We start from the raw sequence: 22148 nt of genomic DNA, 5'->3' as shown, positions 1-22148 counted from the left end.
AGGATGGGCACCAGCTTGAGGCTAGTTTTTCGTTGCGGTGCTGATGGCGTCAAGCACCGCGTCGATGGTCTGCTCGAAATCCAGCTCCGAGGAGTCAACGGTCATGACCCCGTCGGCGGCCTGGGTGAAGTTCACCACGGTGGAGTCCTTCGCATCGCGCGCCAGCACCTGGGTGGCCAGCTGCGCGTTGCTCTGGGTTCCGCCCAACTGCAGGCCGCGGCGGCGCAGGCGGGCTTCCTCCGAAGCAGTCAGCAGGATGCGCGCATCGGCATCCGGGGCGACCACGGTGGTGATGTCGCGGCCTTCGGCCACGATGCGGGCGTTGGCGGCGATGATCTCCTGCTGGCGGCGGACCAGTTCGGCTCGCGCGTCCAGGTTGGTGGCCACGGTGGAGACCTGCTCGGAGATGCGCGGTTCGCGGATCGCCGCGGTCACATCCACCCCGCCAATTTCGACCAGTTCGGCATCCGGATCAACCGAGATGGACAGCTTCGCATCGCGCACAGCCTGGGCCACGGCGTCTGCGTTGGCCAGGTCGGTGCCGTCGGCGAGCACCGAGTAGGTTATCGCGCGGTACATGGCACCGGTGTCCAGGTAAGCTGCGCCCAGCTTGCGGGCGACGGCCTTAGAGACCGAGGACTTGCCGGAGCCGCTGGGGCCGTCGATGGCAATAACAAGCTTGTCGTTGTTCAAGGTGCTCACTGGGCTACTTTCCATCCGTTCTTGGTCAATACGTCGATCAGTTCATCGCGCCGGCCGGGCACGACCGAAACATCCACCATGCCGACCTGGTGGCCGGCGGAGTGTTCCATGCGCAAATCCTCGATATTGATCTGCGCGTCGCCGATTTCGGTCAGCAGCTGCGCGATCTGCCCCGGGCGGTCGTCGATCACGACGGTCACCAGGGCGAAGGCCTGCGGAGGTGCGCCGTGCTTGCCCGGGATCCGGGCACGCCCGGCGTTGCCCTCGGCCATCAGCTGCGAGAGGTCCAGCAGCGCGCCGGCACCTTGCGGGTTGCGCAGCGTGTTGATCAGCCGGTCCAGGTCTTCCTTCATCCCGGTCAGGATCGGCACCAGCGCGTCGGCATTGTGCGAGAAGATCTGGATCCAGAGCTTCTCGTCGCTGGCCGCGATGCGCGTGGTGTCGCGCAGCCCGTTGCCGGCCAGGGCCAGCTGGTGGCTTTCGGCGTTCAGCAGGCGCGAGGCGATCATCGAGCTGGCCGCCTGCGGGAAGTGGCTGATCAGCGCGACGGATTCGTCATGCTCGGTGACGCTCATCCGGTGCATGGTCGCGCCCAGGTCGATGGCCAGGGATTCGGCGGCCTTCACGCGCGAGGCCTGCGCCCCGTCGTGGGCGCAGATGACCCACGGCATGGAGGTGAACAGCTCGCCGCGGGCGGCGGCCGGGCCGGATTTCTCGCGGCCGGCCATCGGGTGCGTCCCCACATAGCGGGATCTCTCTGCCTCTCCCAGCCGGGAATCGGCCAGCACGCCGGCCAGGATCGAGCCCTTGACGCTGGCGATATCCACCACCGTGGCGTTCGGGTAGGCCAGCAGCGCGTCGCCGACCAGCGCAGCGGTGACATCCGGCGGAGCGCCGATCACTACCAGCTCGGGGGCGATCTGCTGGTTATCCAGCAGCACGCCGGCGCCGATGTCCTGGGCAACCCCGGCCGCGGTCGGCGAAATATCCGACAGGTAGACGTGCACGCCCTTGGCGCGCAGTCCCAGTCCCACCGAGGTGCCCAGCAAGCCGGTGCCGATGACCAGCACCGGGCCTGCGAGGTGCGAGGCGGCCATCAGCTACATCCCCACCATGGCCATGAGGTGCCCGACTTCCTGGTTGCCCAGGGAGCGGATGGTGCCCTGCTTCTGGTCGCCCAGCTGCACCGGGCCCACTGCGACGCGCACCAGGCGCTGGACCGGGTGGCCGACGGCGTCGAACATGCGGCGCACGATGCGGTTGCGGCCCGAGTGCAGGGTCACCTCGACCATCACGTGCTTCGGGGTGGTGGCGATGATCTTCAGGTCATCGACCTTGATCCAGCCGTCTTCGAGCTTGATGCCCTCGCGCAGCTGGTTGCTCACCGCGCGCGGCAGCGGGCCGGGGATCTGCACCAGGTAGGTCTTCGGGACCTCGTACTTCGGGTGCTGCAGGCGGTTGGCCAGCTCGCCGTCGTTGGTCAGGATCAGCACGCCTTCGGTCTTGTAGTCCAGGCGGCCGACGTGGAACAGGCGCAGCGACTTGTGCTCGTTCTTGAAGTAGTCGGCGATGGTGCGCCGGCCTTCCGGGTCGTCCATCGTGCACATCACGTGCTTCGGCTTGTTGAAGACGAAGTAGCGGTTGGCCTGGTTCGTCTGGATGCGCATGCCGTCGACGTGGATGCGGTCCTTGTCCGGGTCCACGCGGGTGCCCAGCTCGACGACGAGGTTGCCGTTGACCTCGACGCGGCCTTCGAGGATCATCTCCTCGCAGACACGGCGCGATGCCACCCCGGCGTTGGCCATGGCCTTCTGCAGGCGGATGCCACCCTGCTGCTCCCCGTTGATCTCGCGGGCCGCTTGGTTCTCGGCACGGGCCTGGGCGCGGGCGCGCTGGGTCGGGCGTGCGTAGTTGTTCGGCACGGAGTTGCCGAAGCGTTCCTTGCCGAAAGCCCGCTCGGAGTTCTTGCGCGCTGCCGAAGTGTTGCGCTTGGCCGGGTTCGACTTCTCGCCCGGCTTGCCGGAGGACGACTTGCCGTACGGCTTCTCGCCGAAGGACTTGCCGCCGGTGCGGCCAGCGCCACCTGGCTTGCCGTAGGACTTGCCGCCGTTGCTGTTGCGGCCGCCTGCTGGCTTGCCGCCGAAGTTTGAATTGCCGCCGCGTTCATTGCGGCCGGAGGAGGATCCCCTGCTCATGCTTGCCTGTGTCCCTTGCTGTTACGTGTTCGCTGCGCGAGCCCGCCAGTGGCATCGGCTTCACGCGTGGTTGGTCCGGTGTAGCTGCCGGCTGGCAGCTACCTAGTCGTCGTAGGTTGCCGAATCGAGCGATTCGAGGTCGGCCACCCCGGGAAGATACGGGGACAGCGCAGGCAACTCATCAAGCGAGCCCAGTCCCAGTCGTTCCAGGAAGTATTCGGTGGTTTGGTACAGCGTCGCTCCGCCATCCCCAATTTCCGGATACTCCGTGATCAATCCGCGGGTGAGCAGCGTGCGCACCACTGAATCGACGTTGACACCTCGAATCGCCGAAATACGTCCACGCGAGACCGGCTGTCGGTAAGCGATGACAGCCAGGGTTTCTAGGGCGGCCTGCGACAGGCGTGCTGTCTGCCCGTCGAGCACATAACTGGAGACGAAATCGGCGTAATCGGCCCGCGAATAGAAGCGCCACCCGGAGGCGACGCGACGCAGTTCAAATCCGCGCGGGCGATCCTTACCATCATACTCGGAAGCAAGATTCTCCAAAGCGGCGGCAACCCTGGCCGTGGGCACCTCGAAGATTTCGGCCAAACGTGCCGAGGATACGGGGATATCGGCGACCATCAGCACCGCTTCAAGACCCGATTCCAGGCCCCCCGGCAGCCGGTCAATGGGTGCAATCTCACTCATGATTCACCTCACCACCACTCCCCTCGTAGTCGTCTTGCACCGCCTGCGCATCGAAGCTCGATTCCTGGATCAGCGAGATCAGCAGCGGCCCGAGCGGATCTTGTTGCGCAAAGCTGATGGCTTTCTGCCTGAACATCTCCAACAATGCCAGAAAACGCACGACCACCACCAGCTGCGCCGGCGCGTCCGCGACCAGCTCGGTGAAGGCCAGCGTGCCGCGGGCTTCGAGCAGGGCGGTGATCGCCTCGGCTTCCTCGGCGATCGTGACATTCGCCCCGTGCAAGTGCCCGATCCCGACCTCGGTGGCAGGTTCGGGCTTCGGCGCCAGCGCCTTGGCAGCCATCGCGGCCAGCGCGTCGGGCCCGATGGTGAACACCAGTTCCGGCAGCAGGGCGGCGAACTGCGGCTCCAGCGAGACCTCGCGGGGATGCCGGGCGCCCTCGGCGGTGTAGCGTTCGCCCAGGAATTCGGCGGCCTGCTTGAAAGCCTTGTACTGCAGCAGGCGGGCGAACAGCAGGTCGCGGGCTTCGAGCAGCTCGAAGTCATCCTCGTCGGCCATTTCGCCACGCGGCAGCAGCCGGGCAGCCTTCAGATCCAGCAGCGTGGAGGCGACCACGAGGAATTCGGTGGTCTCGTCGAGCACCTTCATCCCGTCGCTGCCGCTTCCTGCGCTGGCAGCCTGCAGTTCGCGCAGGTAGGCGATGAATTCGTCAGTGACCTCGGCCAGTGCGACCTCGGTGATATCCAGCTCGCGCTTGGTAATCAGGTGCAGCAGCACATCGAAGGGCCCGTTGAAGTTCTGCAGGGCAAGGCGAAAACCGCCAGCCGATTCCTGCCCAGCTTCAGCTGGCGTCGTGGATTCGGTGGCGGTTTCCTCGCTGAGCGTGGCGCTCATTACGGGGCACCACCACGCCAAATCAGTTCGCGGGCGAGGTTGCGGTACGCCTCGGCACCCGGGTGGTTGGCCGCGTAGGAAGTTATCGGTTCGGCGGCCACGTTCGCATCGGCGAACTTGATAGTGCGCTTGATCACGGTTTCGAAGAGCTTGTCGCCGAAGGCCTCATCCAGCCGGGTGATGACCTCGCGGCTGTGCAGGGTGCGCGCGTCGTACATGGTGGCCACCACGCCGTCCAGCTCCAGCACCTGGTTCAGCCGGTCCTTGACCTTGTCGATGGTTTCCATCAGCAGGGCCACCGCACGCAGCGCGAAGAACTCTGCGGTCAGCGGGATGATCACGCCGTGGGCGGCGGTCAGCGCGTTGATGGTCAGCAGGCCCAAGGATGGCTGGCAGTCGATGAGCACCACATCGTAGTCGTCGATGACGTGGCGCAGCGCGCGTTCGAGCACCTGCTCGCGGGCGACCTCGTTGACCAGCTGCACCTCGGCGGCGGACAGATCGATGTTGGCCGGCAGCAGATCGATGTTCTCGACGTCGGTCTTCACGATCGCGTCGGTGATCTTGACCTTGCGGTCCATCAGCACGTTGTAGACGGTGATGTCCATTTCGTGCGGGTTGGTTCCGAAACCCGCGGACAGCGCGCCCTGCGGGTCGAAGTCCACCAGCAGCACCTTGCGGCCGTACTCGGCGAGCGCGGCGGCGAGGTTGATGGTGGAGGTGGTCTTGCCGACGCCGCCCTTCTGGTTCACCATGGCGATCACGCGTGCCGGGCCGTGCGAAGGCAGCGGTGCTGGCACGGGGAAATCTGTCAATGGCTTGCCAGTTGGACCCACCGGGCGAGGCTCCTTGAGCATCCCCGCTCCGCGGTGCTTATTTCCCTGTTCCTCGCTCACGATGGGTAAACCACACTTCCCGTTCGATAAACCTGATTCCTCGAGCTGTAAGCTCATTCCAAGGTTATCGGCCGAAGCAAAAGATCTTGGTTTTTTGGGCTCTTTCACGGCGAGCCTTTACCTTGAACCTTAGCTCTAATGTTGTATGCGAGCTGAATGCCAACTGGCCTTAACCGAAAGGCAGCGATGAAGGCGATTGCCAAGTTCCTCAGCCTGGCCGAAGCCGAGCCGGGCAGCACCCAGGTCAGCGTCGGCGTGCTCTTCCAAGCCCAGCTGGACGACGGGAGATGCATCGTGCTGCTCGATGACCGCGGGTTCTCCACCAGCGCGCAGTGGCAGCAGGTGACACCTGCTGAAATCCGTGCAACTTCGCTGGTCGTGGTCGGTCCGGACGAGCCGTCTCCGGGGCAAACCCAGGCCGAGGCGCTGCACGATTACTGGAACTACATCGCTTCCCTGCTGGCCGCCCAGCGGATCCAGGTGCCCGCCGAGGAGCTGGTGAAGCTGGAGCACGAGGTCCGTTTCGGCCCGCGCCTGCAGCGGCTGCTCGCTTCGGGCGGCCGCTGATCCGGCGCCCAGCCCGGTCATCCGCTGGCGCTCCGGCCGAGCTCTTGAACCTGCCGCCGTGCGGTGGTCGAATGGTTGAACACGCGTTGGTAACTGGTGGCCAAAGGGGCGAGGGCGATGTTCACGGGAATGCTCGTCAATTGCACGGTGTCCGATGTGTCTCGGGCGGAGAACTGGTATGCCCGGCTCTTTGGCCGGGGCGCCGGATGCGCGGCTCATGGACAGGCTGATCGAATGGCATCTGGCCCCGGGCATCGGCGTCCAGGTCTTCGCGGACCCCGAACGCGCAGGGCACAGCACAATAGTCCTGGAAGTCGCCGACCTGGATGACCAGGCCGAACGCCTGCTCGAATCAGGCATCGAGCACCAGGGCCCGCAGCCCGGCGGGGCACGGATCCTGCAGCTTCAGGACCCCAACGGCAACCGGGTGGTGCTGGCTTCTCCGCTGGTGGGACTTTCGCGCTGAGCCTTGCCCCAGGCACTCAGGCCTGCTCGACCACCCAATCGAAGGACCATGGCAGCAGTTCACCGATGGCGATGCTGCGCGCCCCGCCCGGTGTCTGGACAATAACCCGCAGCCGCGGGTAGCTGTCGGCCATCACCTGCCGGCAGCGACCGCACGGGTTCTTGATTCCGCGCCCCTGATTGCCCACCGCGACCACCACCTGCGGATCCACCGCCCCGGAGGCGCGAGCGGCTCCCAGGGCCACCAGCTCTGCGCACGGGCCTCCAGTGAAATGGTAGAAATTCACTCCTGCATGCATCGTGCCATCGGCAGCAAGCACAGCGGCCCCCATGGTGTGCATCCCGTCGCCGCCATCGGGCGCGTCGGTCACCGCCTCGATGGTCCGCCGGGCCAGCTCAATCAGCTCTACTTCGGCTTCTGCCAGTTCACGGCAGTGCAGCTCGTACGGTGTTGCGTTCATGGCTCCAGCCTAGCCACAGGCCTCTCGCAGCCACGACGCTTTGGCCTGTCGTGCCAAAGGGCTTAAACCCAGAAATCCGCTACCCGAACGTGTCGGATAACGGATTCCTGGCTAAGGGCCTGGCGAACTAGTGCCCTTCGACGCTGTTCTCGTCGAATGGACGGTTGCCGGCCAGCACTGCCTGGGCCTGGTCCATGTCGATTTCCTTGGTCCACTTGCCGATCAGCAGCGTTGCTACGGCGTTGCCGGTGAAGTTGGTCAGCGCGCGGGCCTCGGACATGAACTTGTCGATGCCCACGATCACGCCCATGCCGTCCAGCAGCTCCGGACGGTGCGACTGCAGGCCTGCAGCCAGGGTTGCCAGGCCGGCACCGGTCACGCCGGCGGCGCCCTTGGAAGCGATGATCATGAAGAGCAGCAGGCCGATCTGCTCGCCCAGGCTCATCGGCATGCCCATGGCGGTGGAGACGAACAGGGCAGCCATGGTCAGGTAGATGGCGGTGCCATCGAGGTTGAAGGAGTAGCCGGTCGGCACGGTGATGCCGACAACCGGCTTGGACACGCCAGCGTGCTCCATCTTGGCGATCAGGCGCGGCAGCGCCGACTCGGAGGAAGAGGTGGAGAAGATCAGCAGGTACTCGCGAGCCAGGTACTTCAGCAGCAGGAAGATATTCAGGCCGGTGACCAGGCGCAGCAGGCTGCCCAGGACGACGACGATGAACAGCGCGCAGGTGACGTAGAAGGCACCCATGAGGATCGCCATCGAGCCGATGGCGGCCCAGCCGGTAGCACCGACCACTGCGGCGATGGCACCGAACGCGCCGATCGGGGCAGCCCACATGATCATCATCATCAAGCGGAAGACCACGGCCTGGATGTGCTTGATGCCGTTGAGCACCGGTTCGCCGGGCTTGCCCATGGACTGCAGCGCGAAGCCGACCAGCAATGCCAGCACCAGGGTAGGCAGCACGGGGATGTCGCCCGGAATCATGTCCAGCAGGAAGGCCACGGTGGAGTTCTCTTCGCCCTTGGCGCCAGACTCATACGGTTCGAGCCGCAGCCCCGAGCCCGGGTGGATGATGTTGCCCACGACCAGGCCGATGGCCAGCGCGAAGGTGGACATGGTGATGAAGTACATCAGCGCCAGGCCGCCGACCTTGCCGACGGTCGCCGCCTTGGCGATCGAACCGACACCCAGCACGATGGTGCAGAAGATGACCGGAGCGATCAGCATCTTGATCAGCGCGACGAATCCGGTGCCCAGCGGCTTGAGCGCCTTGCCGAGATCCGGGGCCAACAGGCCGACCGCTGCGCCGAGCACCACGGCGGCAATCACCATGATGTACAGCCAGTGGGTCTTGTCCTTCTTCTTCGTTCCGGCCTGCGGCGAATTGCCTGCCGGCGTCATCTGATCTGTGACAGCCATTGCGTGGTCCTACCCTCGTGTGCGTGTGGAACCGGACGGCGCACCCTTGCGCGGCCGGCATTACGTAGAATCGTTCTGTATCCATGGTGCGGCGCAAAGTGATCCGCATCTCCATTGCGTTCATATTGGTCACGCGGTGGGCCTGCCAGGAGCAACCAGCACGAGGAGATGCGCGCAGTGACCGATCATTTCACCGACCTGTCGCTGGCCCGCCCCGCCGGCTACTCCGCTTCCCCCGCCCCGCTGAGCCGCGACGGCTGGTCCCTTGCGGTAGTCATCTTCGCGGCGCAGATGCTGGTGGTCATCCTCGTTGTCGTGGGCCTGGCCGTCGCCACCTACCAGCACCAGGCGCAGGTGATCCAGGACGACAAGCAGGCCACGGTGGCCGCGATCTCCATCACCCTGGCCAACGACCCCTTCGTGGCCGAAGCGCTGGCCGGCGAGAACCCCACTGAGCTGCTGCAGCCCTACACCAACAAGATCCTGGACCGCGGGCAGGGCGTGGATTTCATCACGATCATGACCGCCGAAGCCCTGCGCGTCACCCACCCCAATCCCGCGCAGCTGGGCAAGCCTTATTCGGGAAGCATCCGCCAGGCGCAGGCCGGCCAAACCTACAACGAGGTCGCCTTGGGCACCCTGGGGCTTTCGGTGCGCACCATCGCCCCGGTGTACCACGATGGCAAGCTGGTGGGCATGGTCGCCACTGGCATCACGCTGGAAAGCCTACAGTCGATCTACCGCAGCGAGCTGCCGCAGATCCTGGCCGTGTCGGCGCTGGCCTTGCTGCTGGCCGGCTTCAGCTCATGGTCCTTTTCCCGCTACGTCAACCAGGCCACGCTGGGCTTCGGCCCGCACGGGTTGCGCCGGCTCTACGCCTTCTATTTCTCCGCGCTGCATTCGGTGCGCGAAGGCCTGGTGCTGCTGGATCGGCGGCACCGCATCGTGCTCTATAACCAGGAAGCGGCCCGATTGCTCGGCTTCCCCGAAGAAGTCCCTCCCGGCGGGTTGGATCTCGACCAGGTGCAGATCCCCGAAACCCTGCGCACCCTGATGGCGACCGGGCGCAGCTGCAAGGACGAGATCCATTTGGGCGCCCGCACGGTGCTGTCCATCTCCCAGGGGCCGGCCCGCCTGACCAACGCGCGCCTGCCCCGGCGCGGCGGGCTGCCGGTACGCTGGTTCCGTTCCCAGCCGCTGACCGGCCAGGTCATGACGCTGCGCGATCTGACCGAAGTGCAGGAGCTGGCCGGCGAGGTGCAGTCGCTGAAGACCTTCTCCACCGCCCTGCGAGCGCAGACCCATGAGCATGCCAACCGCCTGCACACCATTGCCACGCTGATCGAAAATGGGCAGAGCGGCAAGGCGCTGGCTTTCGCGGTCGATGACCGCCAGCACTCGCAGAAGCTCACCGATGCGATTGTGCATTCCATCGACGACGTCTACCTCTCCAGCCTGCTGGTGGCCAAGGCCGCCCAGGCGAACGAGCGCGGCGTGCAGCTCGATATCAACACGCAGGGACAGATCCCGAGCGACGCGTTCGCCGCCACCGATATAGTCACGATCGTCGGCAACCTGCTGGATAACGCGCTGGACGCCTCGGCCGGCACCGAGGACGCGACGGTGTGGGTGGAAGTCGCAGCGGCCGATGACGAGCTGATCATCTCGGTGGCCGATTCGGGTCCGGGCATCGAGCCGGAATTCCTCGATCAGCTGCTGCGCTTCGGGGTCAGCACGAAGGCCGGCGGCCAACCGCGCGGCCTCGGCCTGGCGCTGGTGCAGCAGGCGGTGCTCCGGCTAGGTGGCACAATGAATGTTGACAACGACGCCGGAGCAATCTTCACCGTCACCCTGCCCCTGAAAAACAGCGACTAGACCGGGAGGTTTCGAGTGCACGACTCCGCTGCAGCCACGCCCGCGCCGGGCTTGCCCGCGCACACCTTCAGGGTCCTCGTTGTCGACGACGAACCGGAAACCGCAGCTTCCCACGCGAAGTACGTCAACCGCGTGCCCGGATTCGCCACCGGAGCCATTGCAGCCAATGGCCAGCAGGCGCTCGCGCTGCTGTCCGAGGCGCGCGCAGCGCACGAACCCTTCGACCTGGTCCTGCTGGATATGACCTTGCCCGACCTGCACGGCATCGACGTCGCCAAGCGCATGCGCGGCCACGGGCTGACCACCGACATCATCGCGATCACCGCGGTGCGCGACCTGGCGGTGGTGCGTTCGGCGGTCGCCACAGGCATCACCCAGTACCTGATCAAGCCCTTCACCTTCGCGGCGTTCACCGAGAAATTGGAGAACCACCGGCGTTTCATTTCCGAGATCAGCTCCAGCGGCCCGGATACCAGCCAGGCCGCGCTGGATAATGCGTTCTCCGCGTTGCGCACCACCACCGCCTCGGCGTCGCTGCCCAAGGGCCTGATCCCTGAAACGCTGGCGCAGATCACCGGCCTGCTGCGCAGCAAGCCCGATACCTGCTTGTCCGCCACCGAGCTCGGCGAAGAGCTGGGCATCTCCCGGGTCACCGCACGGCGCTATCTGGAGCATCTGACCGAGGCCAAGGCCGTGGTCAAGCAGCCCCGGCACGGCACGAGAGGCCGCCCGGAATATGAATACCGGGCGGCCTCCCATGGCTAGCACTGACGAGATCTAGGCCTCTGGACGCAGCAGCGGCACCAGCTCGTCGAGCACGCTCGTGTCCTCGATGGTCGACGGGACCGAGTACTCCTTGCCGTCGGCAATCTGCCGCATGGTCTTGCGCAGGATCTTGCCCGAACGGGTCTTGGGCAGCGCGGCGACGACGGTGACCTCGCGGAAGTCGGCGACCGCACCGATGTGCTGGCGCACCAGCGCGACGATTTCCTTCTTCAACGTTTCCTCCTCGATGTCCACCCCGGACTTGAGCACCACGTAGCCGCTGGCCCGCTGGCCCTTGAGCGCATCGGCCAGTCCGATCACGGCGCATTCTGCCACGGACGGATGGCTGGCCAGCACCTGTTCCATGGCGCCGGTGGACAACCTGTGCCCTGACACGTTGATCACGTCATCGGTGCGCCCCATGACGAACAGGTAGCCGTCGTCGTCCAGGTAGCCGGAATCGCCGGTCAGGTAGAACCCGTCGATCTGCGACAAGTAGGTGTCGATGAAGCGCTGGTCGTTGCCCCACAGGGTGGTCAGCGCGCCAGGCGGCAAGGGCAGCCGGACGACGATATTGCCTTCCAGGTTCGCACCGAGCCGCTCGCCCAGCGCGTCGCGGATCTGCACGTCGAAGCCAGGCACCGGGGTGGTAGGCGAACCGGCCTTGGCCGGCAGCTCCTCCAGGCCCAGCGGGTTCGAGGCGATCGGCCAGCCGGTTTCGGTCTGCCACCAGTTGTCCACCACCGGAATGCCCAGCAGCTTCGAGGCGAAGTGGTAGGTGTCAGGGTCCAGCCGCTCGCCGGCGACGAACAGCGCGCGCAGGCTGGACAAATCGTGGCTGGCGATCAGCGCACCTTCCGGATCGTCCTTGCGCACCGCGCGCAACGCCGTCGGCGCGGTGAACATCGTGGTGACCTTGTGGTCCGCGATGATGCGGCCGAAGACCCCGGCGTCCGGGGTGCCGATGGGCTTGCCCTCGTAGAGCACCGTGGTGGCGCCGGCGATCAGCGGCGCGTAGACGATGTAGGAGTGGCCGACCACCCAGCCCACATCGGAGGCGGTGAACATGGTGTCGCCCGGATGCACGTCGTAGATCGCGTTCATGGAGAACTGCAGCGCGGTGGCGTAGCCGCCGGTATCACGCACCACGCCCTTCGGTGCCCCGGTGGTGCCCGACGTGTACAGCACGTAGAGCGGGTGGGTGGATGGCACGGACACCGGCCCGGCCGGCGACGCGGTCTTCGCCTGCTCATCCCAGTCCAGCCAATTGATCTGCTGCCCGTTGACCGGCTTGCCCTGGTATTCGTACAGCGAGTGCTCGAAGCCTTCGCGGCGGGCGACGATCACGTCCTTGACCGCAGGCTCCGCCAGGCTCAGCGCCTCGGCCACCGCCGGCAGGTATTCGATGCGGCGGCTCGGCTCGATGCCGCCCGAGGCGGTGACGATCGCCACCGGGGCGCAGTCGGTGATGCGTGCCGCCAGTTCCTTGGGCGCGAAGCCACCGAAGACTACAGAATGGATGGCGCCCAGTCGGGCGCAGGCGAGCATCGCGATGGCCGCCTGCGGGATCATCGGCAGGTAGATCAGCACGCGGTCCCCGGTCTTCACGCCGCGTTCGGCCAGCACGCCGGCGAAGACTTCCACTTCGCGCAGCAGCTCGGAGTAGGTGTATTTGGTGACGGTGCCCAGCATGGCCGAATCGTAGATCAGCGCGGTGCTCTCCCCGCGGCCGGCGTCGACGTGGCGGTCCAGTGCGTTGGCCGAAAGGTTCAGCGTGCCATCCGGGAACCAGCCGTACAGCGGTTTGCGCGAATCGTCCAACGCAATCTGCGGTGCCGTTTCCCAGCGGATATCCTCGGCGGCTTGCAGCCAGAATGCTGCTGGGTCAGTGGTGGCTTGCTCAAAGGCCTGGCGGTATTCCTGCACCATGGTTCTCTCCTCCTGGCCCCGGGCGTCATTACCCGGCACCTGCGTGGTGATTGAGGTCGTCCTCTTGGCATTAACTGTATGAGTACGATCACATGATCGCAACTACGTTGTATACAGATTTTGAAAAACTTCCAAATAAATCGGATCCAGCTCACAAATTTCTCCCTTCTTTGTATACACTGGAGCCATGAGAGCAAGCGATAAGGTCTACGAGAGCCTCCGCGCCGACATCGTCGAATGGCGGCTGTCTCCCGGCACCGTTCTTGCCGAAGTAGAGCAGTCCGAACGCCTGGGCGTGTCCCGCACTCCAGTGCGCGAGGCCCTGGGCCGATTGGTCGCCGACGGCTTGGCGGTGCAGCAACGCGGACGCGGCGCTGTCGTGTCCGAGGTCAGCGAAGACCACGTAGAGGACCTGTTCGTTCTGCGCGTGGCGCTGGAATGCGCCAGCGCACGCGAAGCTGCCAAGTCGACGGAGCGAGCGGCCTTCAACGAGCTGGCCAGCCGCTTCGAAGCAGCCGTCAAGGAAGTGGAGCTTCCCGGATCCCGGGAGTCCTACTACCAGCTGGTGCAGCTGCTGGACGAGTCGATCGACGAAGCGGCCAGCAACAAGTACCTGTCCAACGCGCTGCGCACCTTGCGGGTGAACCTGCAACGGGTGCGGCGCCTGGCCAAGGACAATCCCGAAAGGCTCAAGGCTTCCGCTTCCGAGCATGCGGCCATCGCACGAGCGATTGCCAGCGGTAACCCAGAGGTCGCAGCCGCGGCCACCACAGTCCACCTGCACGAATCCTTCACCCACATCATGACCCACGCGGTCGGATCAGAAAGGCAGTTAGCATGATCAACCACCCAGTACGCGTATACCGCTCCGAGGAAAACCTGGCTCGCGAAGACCAGCTGGCACATAAGATCGCCAAGGTTGCCGCCGATCCGGTAGAGGTCACCAGCGAAGTGACCGAAATGATCATCAACCGCATCATCGACAACGCTTCGGTTGCCATCGCGTCGCTGAACCGCGGCCCGATTATCGCTGCCCGCGCCCAGGCGCTGACCCATGCCCCTTCCACCGGCGGCAAGGGCGCCTCGGTGTTCGGCATTTCCGAGAAGGTGTCCCCCGAATGGGCTGCCTGGGCCAACGGCGTGGCCGTGCGCGAACTGGACTACCACGACACCTTCCTGGCCGCCGAGTACTCCCACCCGGGCGATAACATTCCGCCGATCCTGGCCGTTGCCCAGCACACCGGCGCATCGGGCAAGGACCTGATCCGCGGCATCGCCACCGGCTACGAAATCCAGGTGGACCTGGTTAAGGCCATCTGCCTGCACAAGCACAAGATCGATCACGTGGCGCACCTGGGCCCATCGGCCGCCGCCGGCATCGGCACCCTGCTCGGACTCGATGTCGAGACCATCTTCCAGGCCGTGGGCCAGGGCCTGCACACCACCACCGCCACCCGCCAGTCGCGCAAGGGCGAAATCTCCACTTGGAAGGCCCACGCCCCGGCCTTCGCCGGCAAGATGGCAGTCGAGGCCGCCGACCGCGCTATGCGCGGCCAGACCTCCCCAGTGCCGATCTACGAAGGCGAAGACGGCGTCATCGCCTGGATGCTCGATGGCAAGGACGCCGCCTACGAGGTGCCGCTGCCAGAGGCCGGCGAAGCCAAGCGCGCCATCCTGGACACCTACACCAAGGAGCACTCGGCCGAGTACCAGGCGCAGGCCTGGATCGACCTGGCTCGCAAGCTGCACGGCGAGCACCCGGAAGTCACCGACCCGAAGAACGTGGCCTCGGTGCTGATCAAGACCAGCCACCACACCCACTACGTCATCGGCTCCGGCGCCAACGACCCGCAGAAGTACGATCCGACCGCTTCGCGCGAGACCCTGGACCACTCGATCCCGTACATCTTCACCGTCGCCCTGCAGGACGGCGCCTGGCACCACGTGGATTCCTACTCGCCGGAGCGCGCCGGCCGTGCCGATACCGTTGAGCTGTGGAACAAGGTCACCACCGAGGAAGACGCCGAGTGGACCCGCCGCTACCACTCGCTGGACATCGCGGAGAAGGCCTTCGGCGGTTCGGTGGAAATCACCCTGAACGACGGCACCGTGATCACCGATCAGATCGCCGTTGCCGACGCGCACCCGCTGGGCGCCCGTCCATTCGCCCGCGAGCAGTACATCAACAAGTTCCGCACCCTCGCCGAGGGCCTGGTCGACGAGGCGGAGATCAACCGCTTCATCGCCGCCGCCGAGAACCTGGAAAACCTGGCCGCCGGCGAACTGGATCAGCTGAACATCCAGGCCGCAGCAGGGGTCATCGACACCGCGGCCGCACCGAAGGGCCTGTTCTAAGATGCTGTACTCAACCAAGACCCCCGCTGCAAAGCGCGTTGCGCTGCGCGAGATGCTCACCCCGGGTGCTGCCCGCCAGTTCCCCGGAGCCTTCAACCCGCTCTCGGCCAAGCTGATCAGCGAGAAGAATTTCGACGGCGTCTACATCTCCGGTGCGGTGCTGGCCAACGATCTGGGCCTGCCGGATATCGGCCTGACCTCGTTGACCGAGGTCGCCACCCGCGCCGGGCAGATCGCCCGCATGACCGACCTGCCGTCGATCGTGGATGCCGACACCGGCTTCGGCGAGCCGATGAACGTGGCCCGCACCATCCAGGAGCTGGAACACGCCGGCCTGGCCGGCTGCCACATCGAGGACCAGTTCAACCCGAAGCGCTGCGGGCACCTGGATGGCAAGAACGTGGTGGATACCGAAACCATGCTCAAGCGCGTCGCGGCCGCCGCCGACGCGCGCATTGATGGGAACTTCCTGATCATGGCCCGCACCGACATCCGTGCGGTCGAGGGCCTGGATGCGGCAGTCGATCGCGCCAAGGCGATGGTTGATGCCGGAGCGGACGCGATCTTCCCGGAGGCGATGAAGAACGTCGCCGAGTTCGAGGCGATCTGCAACGCGGTGGACGTGCCGGTGCTGGCCAACATGACCGAGTTCGGCAAGTCGGAATTGTTCAAGCGCCAGGAACTGGCAGATGCAGGCGTCGCGCTGATCATCTACCCGGTCACCCTGCTGCGCAGCGCCATGGGCGCCGCTGAACGCGTACTGGATGCCATCAGCGAAGATGGCACCCAGCAGCGCGAAGTGGATAACATGTTGACCAGGTCACGTTTGTACGAGCTCGTGGACTACGAGGCCTACAACCGCTTCGATACCGGAATCTTCAACTTCCAGGTCCCGACCCTGGACATTGGTTCCAACAGCGCGAACCTCTAGGCTCGCAAGCATTTAGCACCATCTGCGCCGGCCGGCACCCGCCGGCTGGCGCAACCCAAAGCATTATTATTCTCCGGCAATGAAGAGGAGCAAGAATGACTGCCACCGAGGAAATCAAGAAGGGCCTGGCAGGCGTCGTCGTTGACTACACCGCTGTCTCCAAGGTCAATCCAGAAACCAACTCGCTGCTCTACCGCGGCTACCCCGTCCAGGATCTGGCCGCGAACAAGTCGTTCGAAGAGGTGGCCCTGCTGCTCTGGACCGGCGAGCTGCCAACCCAAAGCGAACTGACCGAGTTCTGCGCTTTCGAGCGGGCCAACCGCGCCCTGGATCCACGCGTCAAGGCAGCCATCGACCTGCTGCCAACCGACTGCCACCCGATGGACGTGGGCCGCACCGCGGTCTCGGTGATCGGCGCCAACCACCCCGAGGCCGAGAACTCCTCCCCCGAGGCTGAGCTGCTCAAGGCCAAGGAACTGTTCGCCGCCTTCCCTGCAGTGGTTGCCTACGACCAGCGCCGCCGCCGCGGCCAGGATGCTGTGGCTCCACGCGAGGATCTCGACTACTCCTCGAACTTCCTGTGGATGACCTTCGGCGAAGAAGCGGCCCCAGAGGTCGTCGACGCCTTCCGCGTGTCGATGGTGCTCTACGCGGAGCACTCCTTCAACGCCTCGACCTTCACCGCCCGCGTCATCACCTCGACCCTCTCCGACCTGCATTCGGCAGTCACCGGGGCGATCGGCGCACTGAAGGGCCCGCTGCACGGCGGCGCAAACGAAGCAGTCATGCACACCTTCAACGAGATCGGCATTAACAAGGAGGAATCCCGCGAGGATGCCGCCAAGCGCGCCAAGGCCTGGATGGAAGAAGCACTCGCCGCCAAGAAGAAGGTCATGGGCTTCGGCCACCGCGTCTACAAGCACGGCGACTCCCGAGTGCCTACCATGAAGGCCGCACTGGATCGCATGATCGAGCACTATGGCCGCCATGAAATGCTGGGCCTGTACGACGGCCTGGAGGCCGCCATGGACGAGGCCAAGGCCATCAAGCCGAACCTCGACTACCCTGCCGGCCCGACCTATCACCTGATGGGCTTCGACACCGAGATGTTCACCCCGATCTTCATCGCGGCGCGCATCACCGGCTGGACCAGCCACATCTTCGAACAGCGCGCAGCCAACGCGCTGATCCGCCCGCTCTCGGCCTACAACGGCGTGGAGCAGCGTTCGCTGTAAGCACTTCGCGTCCTGGCATTGGCCACGGGAATGGCGCAACCGCGTCAGCCCGTGGCCATTTCCATGCCCAAGCTGTCCGGAGTTGCCGCCGCAGACCACTTTGCCTATCGTTTAACGATAGGAAGATTTCGAAGAACGATAAGGTCTTAGCCATGGGAAAGTACAGCATTATCGGCTTGAAGGTAGTTCTCGCCGTCATCCTGGCCGGCACGCTCTTTGTGCAGCTGTTCATGATACCGATGATCCTCATCCATGAGTCGCCAAGCAACGGTACCGACAAGTTCTTCCAAGCCGTTTTCCTCGGCTACCTGATTCTCGCCGGGCTGGTCATTGAAACTTGTGTCTACAGCGTGTGGAAACTGGCTACGAGGGTCAAGCGCGGCACCGTCTTCGATCCCGCGTCGCTGGGCTATGTCACCCCCATCATCGTCGCCTTCGCGGTTGGCGCGCTTGCCACTTTCGCCCTCGGGACCATCTTTGCCGCGAGCACCGACATCGCCCCTGGGGTCATCCTCCTCGTTGGCGGAGCCGGGCTGCTGATGATCGGGATCAGCATCATCGTGCTCGTGCTGCGCCAGCTGCTCGAGCAAGCCGCGATGACCGAGGCCCAGGCAGCTGAGCTGCGGACCGAGCTGGGCGGCGTCATCTGATGGGAATCCGCGTAGATATCGACGTGATGCTGGCCCGCCGCAAAATGGCCGTCGGCGAGTTGGCCGAACGCATCGGCATTACTCCGGCCAACCTCGCGGTGCTCAAGAACGGGCGTGCCAAGGCGGTACGGTTCAGCACCCTTGAAGCGCTGTGCCGGGAGCTGGATTGCCAGCCCGGCGACCTGCTGGTCTTCGAACCCGATGAAGACAGGCAACTGGCCGATGGCTAGTCCCAGTCTTCGAAGCTGATCTCCTGCACCGAAATGTTGTCCGGCGCCAGCACGATCTCAACGGTGAAATTCCCGCCGGCTACGAGCTTCGGCAGCCACAACGGGGAATCCTGCCACATCTGCTCGACGGGCAAGACGGCCGGATCTGCCCACAGCGGCTCCAGCTCCTCGGTGATTTCCGGCTGGCCCGTTGCTTGCCGGGCAATGAAGGTTGCGCATTCCATGTCGGCCGCCGGCTGAGCCGGGAATCGGAAATTGATGTGCGCCGCCAGCTCCAGTTCCTGCGGTGCGAGCACCAGACCGGTTTCCTCGCGGAATTCCCGGATGGCTGCTTGCTCTGCGCTCTCCCCGGGCTCGATCTTGCCGCCGGGCAAGACGATATTTCCCTTGCCGAACCCGCGGCGCTTGCGCCCGAGCAGCACGTGCAGGCTCCCTGCGCGTTTCTGAAGCAGGGCAACGAGGGCTACCTGCTTGGCACCGGGCATCCGGCGGCCCGCCACTAGTTCACCCTCGGGTGGGCCAACTGGTAAGCTTCGCGCAGCGAATCAACGGTGACCTTGGTGTAGATCTGCGTGGTGGTGACCGATGCATGCCCCAGCAGTTCCTGGACCACCCTGACATCTGCTCCGCCCTCAAGCAAATGCGTGGCGAAGGAATGGCGCAGCGTATGCGGAGATACCTCGGTAGTTATCCCGGCCCGTTCGGCCGCCTTGGCCAGCAGCAGCCATACCGATTGGCGCGAGAGCCGTCCCCCGCGCTGGTTCAGGAACAATGCCGGGGTGCCCTTTCCCTTGGCGGCCAGCCCGGGACGAGCACGTACCAGATAATCGCTGACCGCACGCTGGGCGTACCTGCCAACCGGAACCACCCGTTCCTTGGATCCCTTGCCGAACAGGCGCACCACGGCATCATCGGCAAAGTGCAGATCATCGACATCCAAGTCCACGACTTCGGATATGCGTGCGCCGGTGGAGTACAAGAATTCCAGGATCGCCCGGTCCCGCAGCCCGGCAGGGGTTTCGATGCTCACCGATTCAAGGATCCGGGTGACCTGGTCGATGGATATTGCCTTGGGCAGGGATTGGCCGATGGCCGGAGGCTGGATCTCGCGGGCAGGATTCGGCGCGCAGATCCCTTCGAGTTCCCAGTACTTGTGCAGCTGGCGGATGGCTACCGAGTGGCGTGCGACGGAGCGGGCGCTCAACGGCTGATGCTCTTCGTCTCCGCGCGAGAGCTCCTGCAGGTAGCCGCTGATGGCTGCCTCGGTAATCTGCTGCGGCTGCGCGATGCCTGCCGCTTGCAGCGCATCCATGTATCGGGTCAGATCCCTGCGGTAGGACGCCAAGGTGTTCTCGGCCAGCCCGCGCTCGATCGCCAGATGCTGCAGGTAGCGCTTGAGCGGGGTTTCGAACTGGTTGCTCATCCTTCTCGCAGGTACGGGTGCACGTCGAATGGCTCGTTCGCGTCGCGCAGGTCGAGGTACTTGTTGGCGCGGGCGGCATGAGCGGCCAGGATGGCGATGGTCGCGGTGGGGTTATGGATCTTTCCTGCCAGCACCGCGGCAACGGCTTCTTCCAGGGGAACCCAGGTGCTGACCATTTCGGCTTCCTCTTCGGTCCGCTGATGGCGATGGTCTGCTGCGACCAGCTTCGCATCGCGTGCCAGGTAGATCCGCACGGCCTCGGCCGACGAGCCCGGGCTCAAGAAGACATCGGTGAGGATCGACCAGTGATCGGCGGTGCGGTCCGCTTCTTCCCACAATTCGCGCTTGGCGGCGTCCAACGGCGGCTCGCCAGCTACGTCGAGCAGGCCGGCGGGGATTTCCCACAGGCGCATGCCGACCGGGTGGCGGTACTGGTTGACCATCAAGATGCGCTCCTCGGCATCCATGACCAGCACGCTGACCGCACCGGGGTGGTTGATGTAGTCGCGTTCGATCGTCGCCCCTGATTCAGAGAGCTTCACGGTGTCATGGATGACGTCCCAGATGCGGCCCTCGTACACGGTTTCACGGTTCAGCAATTCACGCGGCGAGAATTCATCGGCTATCGGATGCAGCGGCACGAGGATCGTCCTTCGGTAGAAAAAGCTGGTCGTTACTCTCCAGCTTAAACAGCAACGCGCCGGTCAGTACTGACCGGCGCGCATTGCCTTCAGAGTTTTACCCCTGGCAAGCTGTATTACTTGCGCAGCTCCAGGGCTGCCTCGACCAGACCTGCGAACAGCGGGTGCGGACGAGTTGGGCGGCTGGAGAGCTCTGGGTGTGCCTGCGTGGAGACGTAGTACGGGTGCACGTCCTTCGGCAGTTCAACGAACTCGACCAGGCTGCCGTCTGGCGAGGTGCCAGCGAAGACCAGACCAGCTTCTTCAAGCTGGGCACGGTATGCGTTGTTGACCTCGTAGCGATGGCGGTGGCGCTCTGCGACCTCGGTCTTGCCATAGGTTTCAGCCAGAACCGACCCGTCAAGCAGCTTTGCGTCGTACAGGCCCAGGCGCATGGTGCCGCCCAGATCGCCCTTGCCGTCGACGATCTCCAGCTGCTCTTCCATGGTCGCGATGACCGGTGTGGAGGTTTCTGGATCGAATTCGGTGGACGATGCATCGGTGAGGCCAGCCATGTTGCGGGCGAATTCGATGACCATCGACTGCAGCCCCAGGCACAGGCCCAGGGTTGGCAGCTTGTTTTCGCGAGCGAAGCGCAGTGCGCCCAGCTTGCCTTCCAGGCCGCGGATGCCGAAGCCGCCGGGGACGCAGATTGCCTCTGCGCCTTCGAGCGCCTTGGCGGCCCCTGCTTCGGTAGCGCAGTCGTCAGCCGGCACCCAGCGGATGTTGACCTTCGCGTTGTTGGCGAAACCGCCGGCACGCAGTGCTTCGGTGACTGACAGGTAGGCATCTGGCAGATCGATGTACTTGCCCACCAAAGCGACGGTCAGCTCGGTTGCCGGGTTGTGCACGACTTCGAGCAGTCGATCCCACGACTCCCAGTCCACATCGCGGAACTTCATCTCCAAGGTCTGGACGATGTAAGCGTCCAAGCCCTGGGAGTGGATGACCTTGGGGATGTCGTAGATACTTGGAGCGTCGGCGCAGTTGATGACTGCTTCGGTGTCCACATCGCAGGTGCGGCCAAGCTTGGCGCGCATCTCCGCAGGGATTGGCCGGTCCGAGCGGATCACCAGTGCGTCTGGCTGGATGCCGATCGAGCGCAACGCCGCAACGGAGTGCTGGGTAGGCTTGGTCTTCAGTTCATGGCTCGGGCCGATGAACGGAACCAGGGAAACATGCACGAAGAATGCGTTCTTACGGCCGATGTCCTGGCGGACCTGGCGTGCTGCCTCGAGAAATGGCTGGGACTCGATATCGCCGACCGTGCCACCGATTTCCGTGATGATCACGTCGGGAGCCGACTTGCCGGCGCCCGGTTCGGTAGCCGCCAAGCGCATGCGGCGCTTGATCTCATCGGTGATGTGCGGGATGACCTGCACGGTATCGCCGAGGTATTCACCGCGGCGTTCGCGTTCCAGGACGGTCGAGTAGACCTGTCCGGTGGTCACGTTGGCGGTACCTGGCAGGTTTTCGTCCAGGAAACGCTCGTAGTGGCCGATATCCAGGTCGGTTTCGGCGCCATCGTCGGTAACGAAAACTTCACCGTGCTGGAAAGGGTTCATGGTACCTGGATCGACGTTCAGGTACGGGTCGAGCTTCTGCATGGTCACTGAGAGACCACGAGCTCGAAGTAGATGTCCGAGGCTGGATGCCGTCAAACCCTTGCCTAGGGAAGAGGCCACACCGCCGGTGACGAAGATATGCTTTGTCGTTTCAGACGACCGAGAATCACGAGTTGAATTACGCTGCACCACGGGATTTCATCCTATCAC

General features: G+C 64.6%; 23 protein-coding genes. 10 read left to right on the top strand and 13 right to left on the bottom strand.

The annotated features are described in order from the left end of the window. Nucleotides 1-21: 21 nt before the first annotated feature. The 6 genes from cmk to JOE62_RS07250 all read right to left on the bottom strand — a co-directional run bounded on the left by cmk (nucleotide 22) and on the right by JOE62_RS07250 (nucleotide 5381). Nucleotides 22-732 (bottom strand): (d)CMP kinase, encoded by a 711-nt coding sequence (cmk, locus tag JOE62_RS07275; RefSeq protein ID WP_413456376.1) that lies wholly within the window; start codon nucleotides 730-732, stop codon nucleotides 22-24. Then, nucleotides 699-1799 carry a prephenate dehydrogenase gene (locus tag JOE62_RS07270; RefSeq protein ID WP_204721507.1) on the bottom strand — a complete coding sequence of 367 codons (1101 nt, stop codon included), beginning with the start codon at nucleotides 1797-1799 and terminating at the stop codon, nucleotides 699-701. Before JOE62_RS07270 ends, cmk begins: the two co-directional genes overlap by 34 nt. Nucleotides 1800-1802: 3 nt before the next feature. Continuing rightward, complete coding sequence (locus tag JOE62_RS07265; protein ID WP_204721505.1) at nucleotides 1803-2897, bottom strand: pseudouridine synthase; 1095 nt, start codon at nucleotides 2895-2897, stop codon at nucleotides 1803-1805. Nucleotides 2898-2999: 102 nt separating this feature from the next. After that, a complete protein-coding gene (gene scpB / locus JOE62_RS07260) occupies nucleotides 3000-3590 on the bottom strand; it encodes an SMC-Scp complex subunit ScpB (protein WP_204721503.1) in 591 nt (196 codons plus the stop codon). Continuing rightward, nucleotides 3583-4485, bottom strand: coding sequence for a segregation and condensation protein A (locus JOE62_RS07255; RefSeq protein WP_204721501.1), 903 nt, complete (start codon nucleotides 4483-4485; stop codon nucleotides 3583-3585). Before JOE62_RS07255 ends, scpB begins: the two co-directional genes overlap by 8 nt. Next, complete coding sequence (locus JOE62_RS07250) at nucleotides 4485-5381, bottom strand: ParA family protein (RefSeq protein ID WP_038990337.1); 897 nt, start codon at nucleotides 5379-5381, stop codon at nucleotides 4485-4487. Before JOE62_RS07250 ends, JOE62_RS07255 begins: the two co-directional genes overlap by 1 nt. A 156-nt stretch (nucleotides 5382-5537) precedes the next feature. Here JOE62_RS07250 and JOE62_RS07245 point away from each other — a divergent pair, with 156 nt between their 5' ends. Beyond that, nucleotides 5538-5948, top strand: coding sequence for a hypothetical protein (locus JOE62_RS07245; RefSeq protein ID WP_204721498.1), 411 nt, complete (start codon nucleotides 5538-5540; stop codon nucleotides 5946-5948). A 178-nt stretch (nucleotides 5949-6126) separates the two neighbouring features. Further along, on the top strand, nucleotides 6127-6414 hold the full coding sequence (locus tag JOE62_RS07240; protein ID WP_239543251.1) for a VOC family protein: 288 nt from the start codon (nucleotides 6127-6129) through the stop codon (nucleotides 6412-6414). A 16-nt stretch (nucleotides 6415-6430) separates the two neighbouring features. Here the strand turns inward: JOE62_RS07240 and JOE62_RS07235 are convergent, their stop codons facing one another. Then, a complete protein-coding gene (locus JOE62_RS07235) occupies nucleotides 6431-6874 on the bottom strand; it encodes a cytidine deaminase family protein (RefSeq protein WP_204721495.1) in 444 nt (147 codons plus the stop codon). Nucleotides 6875-7001: 127 nt separating this feature from the next. Further along, nucleotides 7002-8300: a cation:dicarboxylate symporter family transporter gene (locus JOE62_RS07230; protein WP_204721493.1), complete on the bottom strand. Its 1299-nt coding sequence runs from the start codon at nucleotides 8298-8300 to the stop codon at nucleotides 7002-7004. A 177-nt stretch (nucleotides 8301-8477) separates the two neighbouring features. Between JOE62_RS07230 and JOE62_RS07225 the strand changes: the two genes are divergently transcribed. Further along, nucleotides 8478-10175 (top strand): ATP-binding protein, encoded by a 1698-nt coding sequence (locus JOE62_RS07225; RefSeq protein WP_204721490.1) that lies wholly within the window; start codon nucleotides 8478-8480, stop codon nucleotides 10173-10175. Between the two features lie 15 nt (nucleotides 10176-10190). Further along, nucleotides 10191-10940 (top strand): response regulator, encoded by a 750-nt coding sequence (locus JOE62_RS07220; protein ID WP_338085762.1) that lies wholly within the window; start codon nucleotides 10191-10193, stop codon nucleotides 10938-10940. A gap of 12 nt (nucleotides 10941-10952) precedes the next feature. On the opposite strand, the gene JOE62_RS07215 is transcribed toward JOE62_RS07220, so the two are convergent. Further along, nucleotides 10953-12869, bottom strand: a complete 1917-nt coding sequence (locus JOE62_RS07215) for an AMP-binding protein (RefSeq protein ID WP_204721488.1) — start codon at nucleotides 12867-12869, stop codon at nucleotides 10953-10955. 187 nt (nucleotides 12870-13056) lie between these two features. Between JOE62_RS07215 and JOE62_RS07210 the strand changes: the two genes are divergently transcribed. The 6 genes from JOE62_RS07210 (at nucleotide 13057) to JOE62_RS07185 (ending at nucleotide 18270) form a co-directional block, all read left to right on the top strand. Then, a complete protein-coding gene (locus JOE62_RS07210) occupies nucleotides 13057-13710 on the top strand; it encodes a GntR family transcriptional regulator (RefSeq protein WP_204721486.1) in 654 nt (217 codons plus the stop codon). Beyond that, nucleotides 13707-15224 (top strand): MmgE/PrpD family protein, encoded by a 1518-nt coding sequence (locus JOE62_RS07205; RefSeq protein WP_204721484.1) that lies wholly within the window; start codon nucleotides 13707-13709, stop codon nucleotides 15222-15224. Before JOE62_RS07210 ends, JOE62_RS07205 begins: the two co-directional genes overlap by 4 nt. 1 nt (nucleotide 15225) lies before the next feature. Continuing rightward, nucleotides 15226-16155: a methylisocitrate lyase gene (gene prpB, locus JOE62_RS07200; protein WP_204721483.1), complete on the top strand. Its 930-nt coding sequence runs from the start codon at nucleotides 15226-15228 to the stop codon at nucleotides 16153-16155. A gap of 95 nt (nucleotides 16156-16250) precedes the next feature. Continuing rightward, on the top strand, nucleotides 16251-17390 hold the full coding sequence (locus JOE62_RS07195; RefSeq protein ID WP_128470670.1) for a bifunctional 2-methylcitrate synthase/citrate synthase: 1140 nt from the start codon (nucleotides 16251-16253) through the stop codon (nucleotides 17388-17390). Between the two features lie 152 nt (nucleotides 17391-17542). Further along, the gene (locus JOE62_RS07190; RefSeq protein WP_204721481.1) at nucleotides 17543-18040 is read left to right on the top strand and encodes a DUF2975 domain-containing protein; all 498 of its coding nucleotides are present in this window, start codon (nucleotides 17543-17545) and stop codon (nucleotides 18038-18040) included. Further along, nucleotides 18040-18270 carry a helix-turn-helix domain-containing protein gene (locus JOE62_RS07185; protein ID WP_204721479.1) on the top strand — a complete coding sequence of 77 codons (231 nt, stop codon included), beginning with the start codon at nucleotides 18040-18042 and terminating at the stop codon, nucleotides 18268-18270. Before JOE62_RS07190 ends, JOE62_RS07185 begins: the two co-directional genes overlap by 1 nt. Here the strand turns inward: JOE62_RS07185 and JOE62_RS07180 are convergent. From JOE62_RS07180 to JOE62_RS07165, 4 genes are all read right to left on the bottom strand, one after another. Continuing rightward, nucleotides 18267-18770 (bottom strand): NUDIX domain-containing protein, encoded by a 504-nt coding sequence (locus tag JOE62_RS07180; RefSeq protein ID WP_204721477.1) that lies wholly within the window; start codon nucleotides 18768-18770, stop codon nucleotides 18267-18269. The two genes, JOE62_RS07185 and JOE62_RS07180, sit on opposite strands and share 4 nt — an antisense overlap. Continuing rightward, nucleotides 18770-19693, bottom strand: a complete 924-nt coding sequence (gene xerD, locus JOE62_RS07175) for a site-specific tyrosine recombinase XerD (RefSeq protein WP_204721475.1) — start codon at nucleotides 19691-19693, stop codon at nucleotides 18770-18772. The genes JOE62_RS07180 and xerD overlap by 1 nt, the downstream gene beginning before the upstream one ends. Continuing rightward, nucleotides 19690-20334: an NUDIX domain-containing protein gene (locus JOE62_RS07170; protein WP_204721473.1), complete on the bottom strand. Its 645-nt coding sequence runs from the start codon at nucleotides 20332-20334 to the stop codon at nucleotides 19690-19692. The genes xerD and JOE62_RS07170 overlap by 4 nt, the downstream gene beginning before the upstream one ends. Nucleotides 20335-20450: 116 nt before the next feature. Then, nucleotides 20451-22130 (bottom strand): CTP synthase, encoded by a 1680-nt coding sequence (locus JOE62_RS07165; protein ID WP_204721471.1) that lies wholly within the window; start codon nucleotides 22128-22130, stop codon nucleotides 20451-20453. Nucleotides 22131-22148: the final 18 nt, after the last annotated feature.

The organism is Glutamicibacter nicotianae (assembly GCF_016907615.1).
Taxonomy (GTDB): domain Bacteria; phylum Actinomycetota; class Actinomycetes; order Actinomycetales; family Micrococcaceae; genus Glutamicibacter; species Glutamicibacter nicotianae.
This window is presented reverse-complemented; position numbering and strand designations above follow the sequence as displayed.